The sequence below is a fragment of the Candidatus Zixiibacteriota bacterium genome (assembly GCA_040756055.1).
In the GTDB taxonomy this organism is placed as follows: Bacteria; Zixibacteria; MSB-5A5; order GN15; family FEB-12.
This window is the reverse complement of the sequence record JBFLZR010000005.1, coordinates 223,399-242,467: the sequence shown is the minus strand read 5'-3', so window position 1 is coordinate 242,467 and position 19,069 is coordinate 223,399. Positions and strand designations below refer to the sequence as shown.

Here is a 19,069-nt window from a genome sequence, read left to right as displayed (position 1 = left end):
GGCCTAAAAAAACGGAATTTTCTTCCGATAATTGAAAGAAAAGACAGGAATATCATCATGGATGAGGATATGAGAAAAACACTTCAGACCGCCATCTTACTAACTGTATTAATCCTTTTCACCATTGCCAACATCAGTTGTTCCGGCAAAGGCTCGATGTCATCGCCGCAGATTTATGCCGGTCGGCCACCAGCGGAAGAGACCGATGTTGACTCGGGCAGTTCGTCCGAGGAGGACACGGCCGCGGTGGCAGACAAGCCGTTGCTCGATTTGCTGCTCAACAAGACACCATCCGAACAAGCGCAGACTCAGTCTTCAGACACGACTCAGCGGGAGGATAGTTCCGATCCTCTTGAAAGCGACCCGGACGACTATGAATTAATAGAGGGTGTATTTTACAGTAGTGTCGACCTCGATGACTCAGCGTCGGCTGTCGACGATGACCTCTGGCGTCAATTCGATCTGGCCGAAGAGTATCACGCCATGGGCGTGATCGCCAATCGTGAGGCCAGCTGGGAAGAGGCCCAGTATTATTTTGAAAAGGCTTTGCGCGTGCTGGCTAATATCGACGTTGAGGCCGACTCGGCTCTGACACCCGAGGCGGCGAAATACACCGGTCTTATGGAAGGACTTATTGCGGATTATCGCGTGACGATGCGGTCGTTGGGAAAACTCGACGCCGATGTCTCGCCGACTGTTCTCATCGAGCGGTTCGGCGACCTCGCCAGTCAACTCGGTGATGACACTATGCGGGTTTACCGAAGCGAAGAAGCTCCGGTAACATACGACATTCCGGTCGTAATGAACGAGCGGGTCAAAAGTTCTATCGTCTATTACCAGACTGTAGGAAGAGACGTATTCAACAAGTTCCTTAAGCGCTCGAAAAGGTATACCCCGATGATGAAGAGAATCCTCGCCGAATACGGCCTGCCGCAGGATTTGATCTATCTTTCCATGGTTGAGTCTGGCTACAATCCTCATGCATACTCTTGGGCGAGAGCGATGGGACTGTGGCAATTCATCTCCTCGACCGGACGGTTATATAAGCTTGACCGTAGCTGGTGGTACGATGAGCGCAAGGACCCGATCAAGTCGACCCACGCCGCCTGTCAGTTTCTAAGGGATCTGTACAATCAGTTCGGTTCGTGGGAACTGGCGATGGCCGCCTACAACGGCGGCCCGGGACGTGTGAGTCGTCAGATAAAAAAGCAAAAAACCATCGACTTCTGGAAATTGAAACTGAAACGACAGACTATGGATTACGTGCCGCTGATCATGGCGGCGGCTATTATCGCCAAAAATCCCGAGAAATACGGCTTCTATGATATTGAGCACGAGGATGAGGTTGTTTGGGAAGAGGTGGAAATAGACAAGTGTCTCGAACTGGGTGTTGTGGCCCGGGAGATAGGCTGCAGCGAGGAAGAACTTAAAGAACTGAATCCGGAGCTTCTGAGAAAGTACACCCCTCCGAACACCAAAAAATACACTCTGAAAATTCCGCCCGGAAAAAAGGACCAGTTCTGGGCTGCCTATGACGGTATGCCGTCTCCCAAAGAGACAAGCTGGGTGCAGCACCGCATCAATCGGGGGGAGACCATAAGCAGTATAGCGGCCAAGTATGGTGTCTCCCAATATGCCATTTTCGAGGCCAATAACTTGAGCCAGCGTTCAAAGATATATGAGGGTAAGACGCTGATCGTACCGGTCCCGCTGGATCGTGACTACTCCCAGGCGTCATCGAACCGCAAAAACCTGGATTACTCCGCAAGAAATTCGATATATGTCGTCCGCTCCGGCGATACCATGTGGGATATTGCCAAAGCTTTCGGTACCACTGTCGATGACCTTCGCAGGGACAACTACATCGAGAAAGGTTCTCGAATCTATGTGGGCCAGAAACTGAGAATTCCATCGGGCGCCACACAGCTCAAGGACAAGAACGTCACCTCGAAATCGTCCGCCACGTACGCGTCGACTGAAAGTAGCGGCGGCTCCGATGATGTCAAATCGTATAAAGTGCGGTCAGGCGATACCCTGTGGGACATCGCCCGAAAGTACGGCACGACCACGAGCCAGATCCGCAGGCTGAACGGTCTTGGCCGCTCCAGTCGTATTTATCCCGGACAAGTGCTGAAAGTCGCTTCCGACGATGTCCGGTACGTGATTCACCGGGTGGCGCGGGGCGAGACTCTGGGGGCAATTGCCAGAAGGTACAACACGACTATCGCCCGTATTAGAGCGAATAATAACATTGATGATCCCGACAGGCTCAACATCGGGGAGACACTGAGGATCTATTTAAATTAGACAGGATTCCTATGGCGAAAAGAAGAGATATTATTGTCGGGATTGTGATAGTCACCGTCTTCGTGGTGGCTTTCGTATTTTTTGGGGTAATGTTTGTTGAGATGCTTTCTCCGGAGGGGGAGTTTGAGTTCACGGGAATGGGCGGGAACATTGGTGTGGTGGAAGTCTATGGCGTGATCGACGAGGATTCCGGCCGCAGAGCTATAAGGCTTATCGAAAAGTGGGCGGAGAGTGGTTCGATCAAGGCGATAGTAGTTCATATAAATTCTGGTGGCGGCGGAGTCGCTATTTCTCAGGAGATTTACGACGCCATTCACCGCGCCCGCTTCGACTATGAAAAACCGGTGGTGGCCTCAATGGCCTCCGTTGCGGCGTCGGGCGGTTATTACATCGCTTGCGCCTGCGACAGAGTGGTCGCCAACCCGGGCTCGCTTACCGGCTCGATCGGTGTGATATTCCAGTTCCATACGTTCGAAGGCCTGATGGAGAAAGTCGGCGTTGGGACAGAGACGATAAAGGCGGGCGAGCTAAAAGACGTGGGCAATTACAGTCGGTCAATGACGGCTGAGGAAGAGCTGATGCTTAAATCCGTGGTCATGGATACTTATGAGCAGTTCGTTCAGGTGGTGGCCGACGGCAGGGGCAAGGATATCGAAGAAATCTACCCGCTGGCCGATGGCTCGGTTTTTACGGGTCTACAGGCCTATAACCTTGGCCTGGTAGATACTCTTGGCGGTTTGAACGAGGCACTGGAAGTAGCTGCTGACCTGGCTAACATATCGGGTGAGCCCAGGGCGGTATATCCTTACGAACGCAAAAATGTGACGATTTTTGACCTCCTGGGTAGCGCCGCCAGCCTGCTGGCCCAGCCCGTTAATAAGGTCATTTCCGGGCCGCAGTTGATGTATCTCTATCAGTAACAAGCAAATTTTCTGAAAAAAAGCGCAAAAAACAGTTGATAAACCAATAATTTTCCTTTTCTTTTATGGAAATATTGGGTATCTTTTCCTGCCCCAAAGGGTTAGAAATTTCCCGGAGTGGCAGATTCGACTATATGAAGAGTAAGATTGAAATAAATACCATTAATCAGAATACGTTTTGTCTTGGGAGGACACTGTGACCAAAGCTGATTTAGTTGAAAAGGTTGCCGAGAAAACAGGCCTTACCAGAACAGACGTGGCCGTTGTGGTGGACTCATTTCTCGATACCGTGAAAAAGTCGCTCGAGAACGGCCACAACATCGAAATCAGAGGATTTGGGACCTTTAAGGTTAAGCTACGCAAAGCCCGCAAGGCCCGCAATCCTCGCACCGGTGAAGTTGTACCGGTTCCTGATCGCAAAGTTCCGGTTTTCAAACCGTCGAACGAGTTCAAGAACATGATCACGAAACTGTCTATCTAAGGGACAATCAATGTCAAGATGGAGGATTAATGCCCAGCGGAAAAAAGCGTAAGCGCCTCAAAATTAAGACTCATAAACGGAAAAAACGCAGACGCGCTAATCGTCACAAAAAGAAAGTAAGATAGCTTTTTGATACTGGGAACTATTGTTTCTCCAGTTTTGGAAGATATTTCCGGCTGACGGGACTACGAACACCGGGGCGTGTTCTCCCTGACGGTTTTTTTAAATAGATAATCTTCTGGCAATCAACAGATTAGCCGAGGTGTAGAGTCAATTAATGCCCGCCTACTCAGGTGGGCATTTCTATTGCCTATTATTTCTCGGTGAAATCTGACAGACTCAACATTTGGGCCGTGGCGGCGGTGCTCTTGCTAATCGCCACTCCGCTGAAAGCCGTCGAGCGAGCGGACTTTCTGGTCAATGATGATAATACGACCACAGTCCAGAACGCGCCAAGGCTGGCCGTGGCCGATAAAAACGGATTCGTGATTGTCTGGACAGACCGTCGAGGAAGCACCAACGACATCTATCTCCAGCGATTCGACCCGCAAGGGTATGCTGCCGGCTATAATGCGAAAGTAAACGACGACACCAATAATTCCTATCAATTCGAACCGGCCATCGCGGTCGATCTCTCCGGGCTGTACTCGGTGGTGTGGAAAGATTATCGCAACGATCTCTATCCCTTCGGACCGGATATATACTTCCAGGCCTATGATTCATCGGTCCTCCCGGTTGGAAGCAATGTGAATCTCACGGTCAATGTCCCCGACTCCCTCAAAGAAACGCCCGATCTCGCTCTCGGCGAGTGGGGGGGCGGCGTGGTGGTGTGGGTCGATTACCGCAATCGAAACTGGGATGTTTACGGGCAGATGTTCGAATCAGACGGCAGTCTCGTTGGGACAGATTTCAAGATAAACGACGATATCGGTACGGCTCAGCAGCACGCGCCGCGCGTCTCAGTGTCGCCCCAGGGATGGTTTGTGGTCACCTGGTATGACAACCGTTCCAGTAATGACGATATATTCGTTCAGCGCTTTGACAGCGACGGAAACAGGCTGGGAATAAATGTCAAAGTGAACTCCGACAGCCAGGGAGCCAGGCAGGCGTTTCCCGATGTCGCTGCCGATGGTACGGGAAGATTTACCGTCGCCTGGGTGGACTGGCGCAACGGAGCTTACCCATCCAACCCTGATATCTACGTGAGAACATTCGATACCCTCATGACACCGGTCAAGAGTGATGTTAGGGTGAATTATGACGGCACTCAAAACGCCCAGCGCGAAGCGGCAATAACATCGGATCGCATGGGTAACACCGTGGTGGTCTGGTCGGACTCGACCACCGACGGCTGGAATATCACCGGGCAGATACTTGATAACTCCAGCAACCTGGTCGGATCGAATTTCCGCGTCAACGACTACTTGAGCGGCAACCAGCTTGATCCCGATGTCGGGATGGACGGTGAGTATCGCTATGTCACCTGGGCGGATGATCGCAGCGGGAACTGGGATATTTATGCCTCCATAACACGATATAAACAGCCATCGTTGACTATTACTCCCACTTCAATCAGTCTGGTCATGAACGAGACCGACGCGGTTCCTTCGGCACGGACAGTTGTGGTAAATCATACGGGAGCTGAACCGGTGGATTACACCATTTCGACAACGGTCGATTGGCTCAGCGCTCTTCCGGACTCAGGCGCTACTCCGGACACGGTAAGTGTAACGGTGGCTACGGACACTCTGGTTCAGGGAACCTATTTTGGTACTCTGGTTTTCAGCGACGTGGCCGGTCAGGATTCTTCGCTGGTTGTTTCCGTGAGATTGGACGTGATCGGTCTTCAGAAAGACACGATAAGAATTGACCCGGCAATAGTTGAGGAGGGAGGGGTCGGCAGCACCCCTATTACGGCTGTCATTGTAAACGACCTTGTTCACATCTCACTACCACTTCAATTCGACAAGGATAGCCTGATGGTCGACTCGATTCTTGCCGGACCGACATTGCCGGCTGATGTGGGCCTGCAGTCAACGATCGATACCGCCGGTGGACTCGTCCTGATTGAGTGGACGCCGACAGCAACCATTAGCCCGGGAAGTTACTATCTGGGCGATCTGTACTTTACCGCCGGAGCTGCGAGCGGCGCGTGCTCGATCGACACGGTTTCAAACGACACTCTCCAATTTCGAGTGACAGTGGGGGCCGCCGAATTGATTCCGGATTTCAGCGGCGCCGAGATTACTATTTCTCCGTTGACGGACCTTAGCGGCGATCCGTTGGATGAACTTCCGGGCTCATTTTCCCTCAAGCAAAATTACCCCAACCCATTTAATTCAAGTACTCTCATTAGATATGATTTGCCGGCATTATCTAAAGTAACACTTAAAGTGTATAATATCCTCGGTCAGCCGGTTCGGACGCTGGTTGACAGAGTCCAGCCTTCCGGTTCGTATCGTTTAAGCTGGGATGGCCTCTCTGACGACGGGGATCCCGTGGGGTCGGGCATCTACTTCTATCGTCTCGCAGCGGACCGGATGGTGGCTGTCCGTAAAATGGCCTTATTGAAATAAAGCGGTTCTTCGCGCATAATTTCAAAAATTGCGCTTCCCCCGTAACTTTCTGTTATCCAGAACGTAAACAAACCATGATGAATAAGCAGGTTGAGCGTAACGGAGGAATTATGAGCATTTTGAGAATTTCAACGCTGACTCTTGGGCTTCTGATAACATTGGCTGTCGTAGCCCAGGCGGAGGATACGGGGCGCATTTACGGAAAGATCCAGACCGTCGATGGAGACGTGTTTGAGGGCCTGATCAGGTGGGACAAAAATGAGGGTGGCTGGGTCGACGTTCTTGACGGAGATAAGAATCTTCCCAAAAAGAATCTCAGAAAATCCGAGCGCAAACGTTATCGCGACGAGGGTACGTCGATAAAGATTCTCGGCCTGACCCTTGGAGACAAGTATTCCTCGTGGTCGGATTTCGGAACCGCTCAGTCAGGCATCCGTTTCGGTCACATTAAGTCACTCGAGGTTGTTGATGACGACATGGTATTGCTGACGACGAAATCGGGCATTGAGGTCGAGTTGGAGCACGGTTCTACCGATATCGGCAAAGACATAAGGGAGATTATCATCGAAGACAACCAGGAAGGTGAGATTGAACTCGTCTGGGATGATATCGAATCAATTACTTTCCTGGCTCCGGATAAAGAATATTCGTCAAATTTCGGCGATCGGTTGTATGGTACGCTGACAACGCGCAGAGGAGAGACGTTCAACGGATTCGTCTGCTGGGATATTGATGAGTTGTTCACGGAGGATATCCTCGACGGTGATGAGCGCAACCGCAAAAGAAAGATTCCGTTCGGCAAGATCGCATCCATTGAAAGATACAGCTCCAGCGGAGCGACAGTGAAGCTGGTGGATGGTGACGAAATGCTCCTTCGAGAGTCGAATGATATCGATGATGGCAATCGCGGCATTATTATCTCCGACCCCGCTTTCGGACAGGTGCGCGTGAACTGGGACGAGTTCGAGAAGCTTGATTTCTCCAAGGCCCCCGGAGCGATCGAATATGGTCATTTTGACGGTGGCCAACGGCTTTACGGCACGGTTTACACCGAAGACGGTCAGAAGGTCACGGGTGAGATCCGTTGGGATAATGATGAAGAATATACCTGGGAGATTTTGGACGGCGATTATCATGACATTGAATTCGACATCGAGTTCGGTCTCATTAAAGAGATAAGCAAGCGCTCGTACAGGTCTTGCGATGTTACCGTTTCCGATGGCCGCACTTTCCGTCTTCGCGGCTCGAACGATATTGACGAGGACAATAAGGGTGTTTTCGTGACGCTCGATAACGGCGAAGAAGTGGATATCGACTGGGAAGACTTCGAAAAGGTTGAATTCACCCGAAAGTAAATGTTTGATATAAACGCTCTTTAGTCGCCATACTATTTTCCAAATGTGCCGTCGGGTTTCCCTCCCCTTGGCGGCACATCCTCCCTTCGGGATGTGATTAAGATGCAAATAGAAAGCCCTGAAGTAATTCAGGGCTTTCGCGGTTTATAAATCTTCTCGGAAGGGATTACTGCAGATTGGCCTTTTCTTTGGCCGCCTTGAGTTCCTTCACATGTTCCTTGGCGACCGCCACATCGTTTTTGGCTTTCGGATTCTTGGAGCCGATCCGAATGAAATTCTCCCAGTTGGCTATGTTGGCATCGAAATTCTCGGGGTTGCCCGACTCCACCGCTACCGCGTAGTTGAAGGCCGCACGGTAGTTGTTCGGGTCAACATTCAGAGCGGATTTAAATGCCCCGGCTGCCGAGTTATATTTCTCCTGTGAGAGATAGATGGCGCCAATGGCGGAATGAGCGTTATCGTATTTGGGATCCAGTTCGGCCGACTTCTTCAGGGCATTAATGGCCTGATCCATGTTGCCCGTGTCCTCATAGGCCTTACCCAACATATAGTAAGTCAGATTATCGCCGCCGCCGAGTTGATGGCACTTCGATAAGGCAGCGATGAGTTCTTCGTTGTTTTGCTTGCGATAGTAAACTTTGCCCAGGTCCTTGTAGTACTCAGCGTCGCCGCCCTTGAGGGCGATAGCCTCCTTGAGAGCGATTTCAGCTTCGGCGTATTTCTTGAGAGCGTACTGGACGCGGCCCAGATTGGCGAAGGCATCGGCGTTCTTTTTGTCTTTCTCGGTGGCGGTTTTGAAGTTCTGAAGGGCTTTGTCAAACTGCTTCTGTCTGAAGTATATGGCTCCGAGATTGATGTAGGCGTCGACAAACCCCGCATCCTCACCGATTGCGGCCTCATACGACGTAATCGCGCCAGCCTCGTTGCCGGCTTTTTCGGCGCTCAGGCCGGCATTGAAGTGCTCTTTTGCTTTTTCTGGCTCAGCAAGCAATGTGGCGGGGGCCACCAACGAAGCTGAGAGAACAGCGGTTAGAAACATCAGTGACAAGAAATTTGACTTTCTCTTTTCGAACATAAACACTCCTTACGTTCTCCATTTATACGTTTTACAAATAATGTTCTTAAATGATCCCGTTTTATCACAGAGAGTTTCGATGCTTCAAGAGGGCATCTTTCACCGACTTGTGTTTGAGGGCCAGGATTCTGGCCGCCAGTACGGCAGCATTTTTTGCCCCCGGCGTGCCGATCGCGACAGCCGCCACCGGAATTCCGGGCGGCATTTGAGTAATAGAGAGCAATGAATCGAGACCGTTCAGGGCCGCCGGCAGAGGAACTCCAATTACGGGAAGATTGGAGTGTGCAGCTGCGACTCCCGGCAAAGCAGCCGAAAGTCCCGCCATGGCTATGATTACTTCGTAGCCTTTGGCCTCGGCCCCCGACGTAAGTTCTTTTGTTTTTTCCGGATGACGGTGCGCGGATGATACCTCAATGGTGCCTTCAATGCCGAACGCAGCCAGTTGCTCTTTGCACTTTTCGGCGTATTCGAGATCGGATTTCGAACCGACTATTATTAATACCATAGCCATTTTATAACAACCTCATCAGTTATTAGGTTTCCCGGTCCTGGACCCGATATCGCGACGAAACATGGCGCCGTCAAAGCGAATCTTCGATACCTCCCGGTAGGCTCTTTCGAGAGCCAGCTTGAGAGTCTTATCCATACCCATCACTCCAAGAACCCGACCACCGGCGGTAAGCCACTTTCCGCCCTGCCTGGACGTTCCGGCGTGAAAGACAAAAGAGTTATCGTTATGGACGTCTGACAGCCCCGATATGTTGATGCCGGTCGCATATCTGCCCGGGTATCCGCGCGAGGCCATGACAACGCAGGCGGCTGATTCACTGCGCCAGCCGAGTTTACCAAATGAACCGAGCTTCTGGTTGACAACGGCCATCATAACCTCGGCCAAATCGGATTTAAGCAGAGGAATAACAGCCTGGGTCTCAGGGTCGCCGAATCGACAGTTGAATTCGAGCACTTTCGGACCAGTTTCGGTCAACATGAGGCCCGCGTATAAAACGCCCTTGTAGATAATTTCTTCCTGGGCCAGTCCGTTTATGGTGGGCAGCAAAATGTGTTCATATATCCGCTCCATCATGTCAGCATCCACGAACGGCACCGGGCAGTAGGCACCCATGCCGCCGGTATTCGGACCGCGGTCACCATCGTAAGCTTGTTTGTGGTCCTGACTGGGCAGCAGGGGAAGAACGGTTTTCCCGTCGGCGATTGCCATGATCGATACTTCCTGGCCGGTGAGAAAGGATTCGACGATGATGCGCTCGCCGGCGCCGCCGAAGACCTTCCTGATCATCATCTCATCGATTATTTTCTCCGCCTGCCCAATATCTTTGACAATCACCGCGCCTTTTCCCGCCGCGAGACCATCGGCTTTGATGACCGCCGGAAACTGTACCGACTTGCAAAATCCCATGGCTTCGGCCGCCGTGTCAAAAACCCTGAACGGAGCCGTGGGGATGTGGTGACGGCGCATAAACTCTTTGGAGAATATCTTGCTGCTCTCGAGCTGGGAGGCTCTTTTGTCCGGACCAAAGATTTTGAGTTTTCTTCTCTGGAATTCGTCGACAATTCCCTGAGCCAGCGGAGCTTCAGGCCCCACAACCGTCAGATGGATTTTCTGTTTGGCGGCGAAGTCCGCAAGGCCCTTGATGTTGTCAGCCTTGATGTTAACACATTTCGCCTGCTGGCCGATGCCATCGTTGCCCGGAGCACAGTAAATTTTGTCTACCTTCTTGGAACTCTTGAGCTTCCAGACCAGTGCATGTTCTCTACCGCCGGAACCAACTACCAGTACTTTCATCGTTCCCCAAAAATCTTCTATATTTGGCTGGTTTTCTTAAAACGTAAATTATAAGCCATTCAACCACAAAAGACAAACTGTTTTTTCCAGAGCGACATCTACGGACTATCGTGTCTCCACACTCATTTTAAGGCAAAATCACTGGATGCCACAACAATAGAGAGAAAGATGTTTACTATTTGGCAAAATTGCTTATTTTAGGCTTAATAGTACTCGCCGCAACAGCTTAAACCGAACCTTGCACAGGCTCAAGGAGGGCTCATGTTTCGGATAACATTGTCAGTTATCGTGTTCATCCTCACAGTCACCGTATTGGCCTCAGCAGCGGGGGCTGACAGAATCTCTCAAATCAGAATAAAGCCGATGACAAAACAACAATACCTGGATATGCTCGAAATGGGCATGGATATCAGACGCCAACCCGGACAGGAGTTCGATGCTTTCGCCAATCCATCCGATATTCAAAAACTGCGTCAGAAAGGGATTGGGTTCGATGTCATCCATGACGACGTGCAGGAGTTCTATGTGAGCCGGGCTGAAGAAGCGGACTTCGGCGGATTCATGACCCTCGCTCAAATAGAGACTTATCTTGACGATCTGGCGGCGGCACATCCGACCATAATGACTTCAAAATACTCAATTGGTCTTACAATAGAATGGCGCAACCAGTGGGTGGTCAAGGTGTCCGATAATCCGGGTGTCGATGAAGACGAGCCGGAAGTTTTCTACAACTCTCTCATACACGCCCGTGAGCCTGCCGGAGCGGCTGCTCTGCTGTATTTTCTGGAGTATCTTGTCGCCAATTATGGCACGGACCCCGAAGTTACCTATCTGGTGGACAATCGTGAGCTGTTCTTTTGCCCGGTAGCAAATCCGGATGGTTACTACTACAATGAGGAAATAGCTCCCAACGGCGGCGGTATGTGGCGCAAGAACCGTCGTGAGAACTATGACGGTTCCTACGGTGTTGACCTCAACCGCAACTGGGGCGAGAAGTGGGGTTATGACAACCTGGGCTCAAGCCCGGTACCCAACTACGAGACTTATCGCGGGACCGCGGGCTTTTCCGAACCCGAAACCGAGAATCTTAGAAACTTTATCGTCTCCCGCGATTTTACCATCGTCCACAACTTTCACACATATTCTAACCTGGAATTGTGGTCGCCAAGCTATGACCGGTTCTTTGATTTACGCCAGGAATATTATGCCAACCTGGGCGATACGATAACGCAATACAATAACTACACCCCAGGTGTAGGCTGGACTCTGTATCCGACCAACGGTGACTCTGATGATTGGATTTGGGGCGATACCTTGTCCAAACCGGCGATCATCTCCCTGACTGTTGAAATCGGGTCGAGTTCCGATGGTTTCTGGCCATCGCCGTCGCGTATACCCATACTCTGCGAGCAGAACCTCTATCCTAACCTGTACCTGGCGCAGATCGCCGATAATCCATACGCCATAGCCCCTCCCTTGGTCCCTCAGATTACAAGTCCCGAAGAATCGACCGGCGATTATACAGTAGCCTGGACGCTCGATGATACCGACAACCCCGCTGTCACCTACCGGCTGATGGAATATTCCGACCGACAGGAGGTTGTCGACAATGTCGAGGCCGACTATGGTTACTGGGATGCCGTGTTCTTTTCGCGATCGACCGACAGAGATTATACGGGAAGCTATAGCTGGCACAACGTGTTGAATTACGATGGTTTCGCTTGGCTGCAATCGAGGACGCCTTATGAGGTGAAGACGGGGGATATGTTGCGGATGTGGCTGTGGTACGATATCGAAGCGGGCTGGGATTATTTCTACGCCCAGGTATCGACCGATGGCGGCCTTAGCTTCGAAAACCTGGCGGGCGATTATACAACTAACGATGATCCTAACGGAATGAATCACGGCAACGGTATCACCGGCTCCTCCGGCATTTGGGTTCTCGCCCCGTTCGATCTGACACCATACGAGGGGCAGCAAGTAATCTTTCGCCTATCGTACATCACCGACGACTATTACTATGAAGAGGGTGTCTACATCGATGATATTGAACGGATAGAGATATTCAATACCGTGAACCAGGTGTCGTCCTCCATTACCGACGGTTTCTACAATTTTACGGGCAAGGCTAACGGCGAATACTGGTATAGCGTCGCGGCGACTGACGCCGAGGGACAGGAAGGCTATCTCTCCAAGATGACGCACACGGTCGTCGCGAATACTTTGTGCTGCGTGATTTCCGGTGACATAAATCATGACGGGTTTCTGGATCCGCTCGATGTCACCTATTTCGTGAACTGGTTGTGGAAAAGCGGCTCGGATATTGCGTGTCTCGAGGAAGCTGACTTAAATGGCGATCTTGAGGTCGATCCCCTGGATCTTACATATCTCGTGAACTATATCTGGAAGGGCGGTCCGGCGCCTGCCGGCTGCCATCCGCTTCAATAGACAAGATTTGTCCCGAACAACAGTGCATCACCCCGGCTCGCGGCGCGAACCGGGGTGTTTTTTTGTCAGCATCCATTACTGAAACTTGATTTTCACCAGCATGAAATCCGGGTGGCCGGTGCTTTTAGCGTCTGTCTGTCCGCTCACAATACAATGACCATCGGAGATCATCACGAAGCCGCTTGCCCAATCAGCGCCATCGCTCCCGACAAATTTACTCGCAGCGACCGATCCGTCCGAATCAATCCCGGCGATAAATACATCGTTGTTGTTAAAGGGGGCCTTGGTGACGCCACAGACGAGGACGCTGCCATCGGCGGATGGCTGTATGGAAACGGCGTAATCATAAAATTCATTGCCGAAAGCCCGCGCCCAGAGCTCATTTCCGTCCTTGTCAACTTTGATTACATAAGCGTCCATCAGATCATTACAGTCGGAGAATCCAGCTACGAAGTAGCCGCCGTCGGATGAGGCGCACATGGAGGTTCCCCAATCGAAACCGTGTCCGTGTTCACCGGTGGGATGATAGGCATTTGCCCACTTTTGGTTGCCAGTTGCGTCCGTTTTGATCAAGTAGAAATCGCTGTTGCCGCCTCCGAAGCTGTTGGTGGTCGAACCGATGGCAAAGCCTCCATCGGGCGCAGAAACAATCGAGTTACCCATATCTGTTTTCTCCCCGCCGAAAGTCCGGCTCCAGAGCATCTCCCCGCCGATATCGGTTCTGACCAGGTAAATGTCTTCTTCGCCGGCGCCTTCAGAGGTGGTGTACCCTGCAATAGCAAAGCCGCCGTCGTCTGTTCGACAGACCGCCGTACCGACATCCCAGTTTGCGCCGCCGTACGCGTGTGACCAGATTTGCTGTCCGCTCGGGTCGATTTTGAGCAGGTAAACGTCTTTTTCTCCCGCGCCTATCGATGTAGTGTAGCCGGTGATTACGAAACCGTCCTCGACCGGCAGGACAGCGAGAGCGTAGTCGCTGCCGGGACCGCCGTATGTTCTGGACCAGATAGTGTCGCCGAGGCTGTCTGTATTGATAGCGAGGATGTCAGCGTTATCGCAGCCCTGCGAGAATGTGTAGCCCACCAGCAGGCAGCCGCCATCGGCAGTCGGGCACAACCCGCCAGCGCCATCGGCCGACAACCCTCCGTACTTTTTGGCCCAGATCAAATCATCGCCGGAGAATCCGGCATCGGATACGGTCATAAAGTCAGTCGGCGACATTTTCTCTTCAGATGATTCGGTCTCACGGTTTTCTATTGCCGCCGAAATAGCCGTGGCGTTGGGGATATTGTTATACTGGCCGCGGCTGGAGGTGATCAGGTTGCCGATAATCTGCGGGGCAAAATCGACTCCCTTAAAAATACCACCGGCCGCTTCGAATTCCTGCTGGTATCTGGCGCTGCCGGTGATCGACCTGCCGTTAATAAGGTCAAGCGCTGCCAGCACGCGGACGCCGGCGCAGGAGGCAAAAACGGGAATATCCTTGGATGCTGCCCCGGCGATAAGGCGCATGGTATGATCGTTGCCAATGATATCCGCAAACGGTTCGCGATCGGTGAACTGTGTGGAGGTGAGAAGGACTATGGCGTCAAACCCCGATAAGTCCGCCATCTGCGACAAAAGCGTGTCGACCGTCATAGGCAAGCCGCCGCGCGGGACACTGAATGGCTCGCAGATCGCGACGGTATCGGTGAGTCCGGCGCAGGTAATGGAATAACCGTACTGCTCAAGTGCATCGCGAAGCAGAAAGTAGTTGATGCCGAAACCCTCGGGGACTATGGCGAGAATTCGCTTGCCGTGAGTCTGTTGCTCAGGCTCATTTGAGCAGCCTGTCATGATTATCATAGCGGCGAGCGCCATCAGAATCACTATGGCTGGCGTTTTTCTTCGAGATTCTATCATTGGCGAGGTTCCTCTTTTGGTGTTTGTTTAATTGGCGCACCTGTTTCATAGACGAATCAACCGAGATTTTGTTTCGTTCGGAACGCGCCTTCGCCCTCAGGCGCAACAGTAAGTGTGCCAACAAAATATGGCGCTCTGGCCTCGTTCCCCCAATATGCTGCTCAGAGCGAAGGTTGGCATCAACTGGTGATTCATCGACGTATATTCGCTATCAATCGCGAGACTGTTACGTGCATATTGTAAGGGGTACGGCGCGCAGTCTACGCTGGTCTTGACGTTTTTTTTATGCTGACAGGTTGACGCTGCGGGCATGGGGAGGTACATTGCGTCATTATAATTGAGAAATTTGTCTATTATGCTACCGGCGACATTCAAACAGACTAAATAACGCGCGCCGGTTTCACATGTTTTGAGGTATGGCGGTTCGAGGGTTCTCAAAAGGAGGTTGATATGTACAGATCCGTGAGGGCATGGGGGCTGTCGATGGTTCTGACGCTCACCTGCATGTTGGCCTTTTCCTGTTCGGACAACTCGACGGGGGGAGACGTAGATGATGACGAGGATAATGATGGTCTCGCCCCGAGTGCTATTGTCGATTTACGGGTGGCTGCTGTAAACACCAACTCTGCTTTGCTTCGGTGGACAGCCCCTGGCGATGATGGTTCGACGGGATGTGCCTACGAGTACGATCTTCGAGGATCAACGGATTCCATTACAGCCGCGAATTTTTTATCGGCGATTCAGGCAACGGAGGTTGATCCGCCACTCCCGGCCGGTATGACTCAGGAGTATACCGTGGACGGTCTTCAGTCGGGTCAGAAATACTATTTTGCCATAAAGACCCGCGACGTGGCTGGCAATTGGAGTGGATTATCGAACTGTCTGAGTTTGACCTGTCTCGTTGATGAGGTTGTGGTGTTTGCCGATACGGCTCTGGTGCGGGTGGTTCGCGATACAATTGGGTTGGCTACGGGTGACATTCATTTTTCCGATGTTCAGAATATCACTGATTTTGGCGCGACAGATCTTACAATTGAAGATTTAACAGGTCTGGAGTATTTTGTCTCGGTTCACTTTCTCTTTCTGTACGGTAACAATATCAGTGACCTTACACCATTAGCGGATCTGGATGAGATATTCGCGCTGGGGTTGGCTGACAACAACATTTCGGATTTATCCCCGTTGGCCGGCATGACCGGGCTTCGTCAACTCATCGCAGGGGAGAATCCGATCAGCGATATCACACCGCTGGCCAATATGAGTTATCTTGGCTGGCTCCGGCTCAATTCCACCGATGTAACTGATTTCACGACCCTATATGGGTTGGACTCTTTAACGGAATTGGATCTTGGCAGCAATCAGCTGGGGGACGTCAGTTTTGCGGCTAATCTAACGCAGGTAAAAACTCTAATATTGAATGGCGACAACATTAGCGATGTAACCGCTCTGGGGAGTTTGACGGGATTAGAAATCCTGAACCTTGTCTTCAACCGAATAGCCGATATTACACCGCTTTCAGGATTGACCGGCATTAGGGAATTGAACCTGCGCTACAACGAGATTGTTGACATCGAGCCACTGGTCAACAATCCCGGTTTGGATTCCGGTGACGTCGTGTTCTTACAGAACAATCCCCTTTCAGAGGAATCAGTAAATGAACATATTCCCGCGCTCGAGGCCAGGGATGTGACAGTTTATCATTGATTTTGAGAATTTCTGAAAGCGTCCTGAAGCTTTGAGCCGACGCCGGCGGGCTTACTGCCGGCGTTTCGTTTGTTTGACGACGGCCAGATGTAACCGCTTTTGCCCCAAGCAAAAAGCAGGGGTAAGCAGCGTTTTTTGTGGTCGCCTTTGGATATAATCAGTTGACAAAGCGTCTATAAAATGTTTACTTCAACTTTTCGCGAAGCGGCTTCAGGGGCAAAGCAGCCGAGCGAAGTGTGTGGAATATAACGAAAGGCTTTTGAGGATATCACCATGAAAAAATCAGTGATCTTGCTTGCGGCTCTGTTGTTACTTTTGCTCAATTTGACCGTGATGGCCCAGGAAGAAGAAGAAGAATGGGCTCGCGATATTCTGGAGATGAACTTCTTCGGCGGCGTGGACGGCCCCACCTCGGATATGCTCGAATGGAACGATTCCCTGGGCGCCAAGACAGGTTACAATGTTGGCATGGATATAGGATATTTTATCTCCAACCCACTGGTGGCGGGAATTTCGTTCAGGTTCGCTGAATACTCAATCGCGGCCTACAGTCACGATGAGGCGGCTGCGGATCTCAAGCACCGAATCTATAATCCCCAGGTCTATGCCAAGTATTATCTGATGCCTTATTCGAGCTATTCGCCGTATGTGAAGGCCAACATTGGCCTGACTTTCAACAAGTTTACCACTTATGTCGACAGCGATGGTGATGGAGACAATGACCGGTACCGTCAGCTTTCCTACTCCCCGGCACTTTCATACGGGATAGGCGCGGGCGGATTCATTTACACGGCCGACTACGGCGGCTTCTTTATTGAAGGCAACTACCACATTATCAAATCCGCCGAATCCGACCATGAGTACGAGGGAACGACCTACGTGTTCGGCGATGATCTTGCGGTTTGGGAGATTCACGCCGGCGTAAGAATTCTGATTGGTTCCGGCGACTGATGTACCAACGAGTTTGAAAAAAACCCGCCCCTTGGCGGGTTTTTTGTTTGCCTGAAATGAGGGCAATATCTAAGTTTTATGCGATGAAAGACTTGAGACTTCTAATCGTCGATGACGAGCAGAGCCAGCGCGACCTGCTCAAGGGTTTCTTAACTAAAAAAGGCTTTGAGGTTCACACCGCTGAAAGCGGTGAGGCAGCCTTGGAGCAGTATCACAAAATATTCGCGCCGCTGGCGCTGGTTGATTTGAAAATGCCGGGTATCAGCGGCCTGGAACTTCTCGATCGATTGAGGGAGATTAACCCGTTCGTACAGGTGATCGTGCTGACCGCCTTTGGCTCAGTTGAAACGGCTGTACAGGCGATGCGGTCCGGCGCCTTTGATTATCTCACCAAGCCAATCGAGGATCTCGATGAGCTTATCGTCAAACTCCACCGGGCAGCCGAGCAGAACCGACTTGTTGTCGAGCACAAGGTAATGAGTGAACGTCTGGCGGAAATTTTCCCCAGTTCTGAGATAATTGGTCGGTCGGAGGCTATCAAAAAGGTAAAAGAAATGATATCGCTGGTGGCCCCCAAGGATGCTACGGTGCTTGTGACTGGACCATCGGGCACGGGCAAGGAACTGGTCGCCAGAGCCATTCACGCCCTGTCGCCTCGCGCGGAAAAGAAGCTGGTGGCTATCAACTGCGCGGCTTTCCCGGAAAATCTTCTGGAGTCCGAACTCTTCGGCTATGAAAAAGGCGCCTTCACCGGTGCGGACAAAGCCAAGCAGGGACGGTTCGAACTGGCTGATGGCGGCACGCTGTTCCTTGACGAAATCGGGGAGATGCCGGTTACGATGCAGGTGAAACTTCTCAGAGTGCTCGAAGATCGAAAAATCGAGCGGCTGGGCTCGGTCAAAGAAATCCCGCTCGATATAAGGATAATCGCAGCCACCAATCGAGATCTTGACAGGTTGGTTGAGCAGCAGAAGTTCCGCGAAGATCTGTTCTACAGGCTGAATGTCATTCGAATCTATTTGCCTCCTCTCAAAGACCGGGCAGGGGATGTATTGTTGCTGGCCGATGAGTTTATTAAAAAATACTCAAGGAAAGTCGGAAAAGAAATCAGGGGTATCGACCCTGAAGCGGCGGAGCTGTTGGTAAACTACTCCTGGCCGGGCAATGTCCGCGAACTTGAGAATATCATCGAGAGGGCGGTTGTTCTGACCCGCGATGACAGAATCCGCAAAACAAATCTCAGCGGCCTTACTACGGGAGGCCCCACCGTCGGCGGCGCCATGACGACTCTTGCCGAAATGGAAAAACGGCATATCAAGAGTTGTCTGGATAGCCTCGGATGGAATATGTCGCTGTGCGCCGAAAAGCTGGGAATACACCGCAACACCTTGAGAACCAAGATCAAAGAATACGATTTGTCGCCAAACGACCAATAAGAGTGCGTCCTTTTCATTGTGCGCACAATTATTGTGCGCTGCCATGTTACTATTAATCCCCTAAAATCAGTTAAGTGTTGACCAGCTAAGCACTTGTCTGCTTCGGCACG

General features: G+C 51.4%; 13 protein-coding genes. 9 read left to right on the top strand and 4 right to left on the bottom strand.

Going from position 1 to position 19,069, the window contains the following annotated elements:
* Positions 1-69 precede the first annotated feature (69 nt).
* From AB1483_11015 to AB1483_10995, 5 genes are all read left to right on the top strand, one after another.
* Positions 70-2,307, top strand: a complete 2,238-nt coding sequence (locus AB1483_11015; protein ID MEW6412983.1) for a LysM peptidoglycan-binding domain-containing protein — start codon at positions 70-72, stop codon at positions 2,305-2,307.
* 11 nt (positions 2,308-2,318) lie between these two features.
* Entirely contained in the window at positions 2,319-3,227 is a 909-nt protein-coding gene (sppA, locus tag AB1483_11010; protein MEW6412982.1) for a signal peptide peptidase SppA, read from the top strand.
* A 196-nt stretch (positions 3,228-3,423) separates the two neighbouring features.
* A complete protein-coding gene (locus AB1483_11005) occupies positions 3,424-3,708 on the top strand; it encodes an HU family DNA-binding protein (GenBank protein ID MEW6412981.1) in 285 nt (94 codons plus the stop codon).
* 323 nt (positions 3,709-4,031) lie between these two features.
* A complete protein-coding gene (locus AB1483_11000) occupies positions 4,032-6,284 on the top strand; it encodes a FlgD immunoglobulin-like domain containing protein (protein ID MEW6412980.1) in 2,253 nt (750 codons plus the stop codon).
* Between the two features lie 110 nt (positions 6,285-6,394).
* A complete protein-coding gene (locus AB1483_10995) occupies positions 6,395-7,639 on the top strand; it encodes a hypothetical protein (protein MEW6412979.1) in 1,245 nt (414 codons plus the stop codon).
* Positions 7,640-7,805: 166 nt separating this feature from the next.
* Here the strand turns inward: AB1483_10995 and AB1483_10990 are convergent, their stop codons facing one another.
* From AB1483_10990 to purD, 3 genes are all read right to left on the bottom strand, one after another.
* Positions 7,806-8,714, bottom strand: a complete 909-nt coding sequence (locus AB1483_10990) for a tetratricopeptide repeat protein (protein ID MEW6412978.1) — start codon at positions 8,712-8,714, stop codon at positions 7,806-7,808.
* 64 nt (positions 8,715-8,778) lie between these two features.
* Positions 8,779-9,225: a 5-(carboxyamino)imidazole ribonucleotide mutase gene (gene purE, locus AB1483_10985; protein MEW6412977.1), complete on the bottom strand. Its 447-nt coding sequence runs from the start codon at positions 9,223-9,225 to the stop codon at positions 8,779-8,781.
* A 15-nt stretch (positions 9,226-9,240) separates the two neighbouring features.
* A complete protein-coding gene (gene purD, locus AB1483_10980; GenBank protein ID MEW6412976.1) occupies positions 9,241-10,518 on the bottom strand; it encodes a phosphoribosylamine--glycine ligase in 1,278 nt (425 codons plus the stop codon).
* A gap of 261 nt (positions 10,519-10,779) precedes the next feature.
* On the opposite strand from purD, the gene AB1483_10975 reads away from it, so the two are divergent.
* The gene (locus AB1483_10975; GenBank protein MEW6412975.1) at positions 10,780-12,966 is read left to right on the top strand and encodes a M14 family zinc carboxypeptidase; all 2,187 of its coding nucleotides are present in this window, start codon (positions 10,780-10,782) and stop codon (positions 12,964-12,966) included.
* Positions 12,967-13,041: 75 nt separating this feature from the next.
* Here the strand turns inward: AB1483_10975 and AB1483_10970 are convergent, their stop codons facing one another.
* Positions 13,042-14,868 (bottom strand): DJ-1/PfpI family protein, encoded by a 1,827-nt coding sequence (locus AB1483_10970; GenBank protein MEW6412974.1) that lies wholly within the window; start codon positions 14,866-14,868, stop codon positions 13,042-13,044.
* 450 nt (positions 14,869-15,318) lie between these two features.
* On the opposite strand from AB1483_10970, the gene AB1483_10965 reads away from it, so the two are divergent.
* The 3 genes from AB1483_10965 to AB1483_10955 all read left to right on the top strand — a co-directional run bounded on the left by AB1483_10965 (position 15,319) and on the right by AB1483_10955 (position 18,959).
* On the top strand, positions 15,319-16,572 hold the full coding sequence (locus AB1483_10965; GenBank protein ID MEW6412973.1) for a leucine-rich repeat domain-containing protein: 1,254 nt from the start codon (positions 15,319-15,321) through the stop codon (positions 16,570-16,572).
* A gap of 273 nt (positions 16,573-16,845) precedes the next feature.
* Complete coding sequence (locus AB1483_10960; GenBank protein MEW6412972.1) at positions 16,846-17,523, top strand: outer membrane beta-barrel protein; 678 nt, start codon at positions 16,846-16,848, stop codon at positions 17,521-17,523.
* An 83-nt stretch (positions 17,524-17,606) separates the two neighbouring features.
* Positions 17,607-18,959, top strand: a complete 1,353-nt coding sequence (locus AB1483_10955; GenBank protein ID MEW6412971.1) for a sigma-54 dependent transcriptional regulator — start codon at positions 17,607-17,609, stop codon at positions 18,957-18,959.
* The last annotated feature ends 110 nt before the right edge of the window (positions 18,960-19,069 follow it).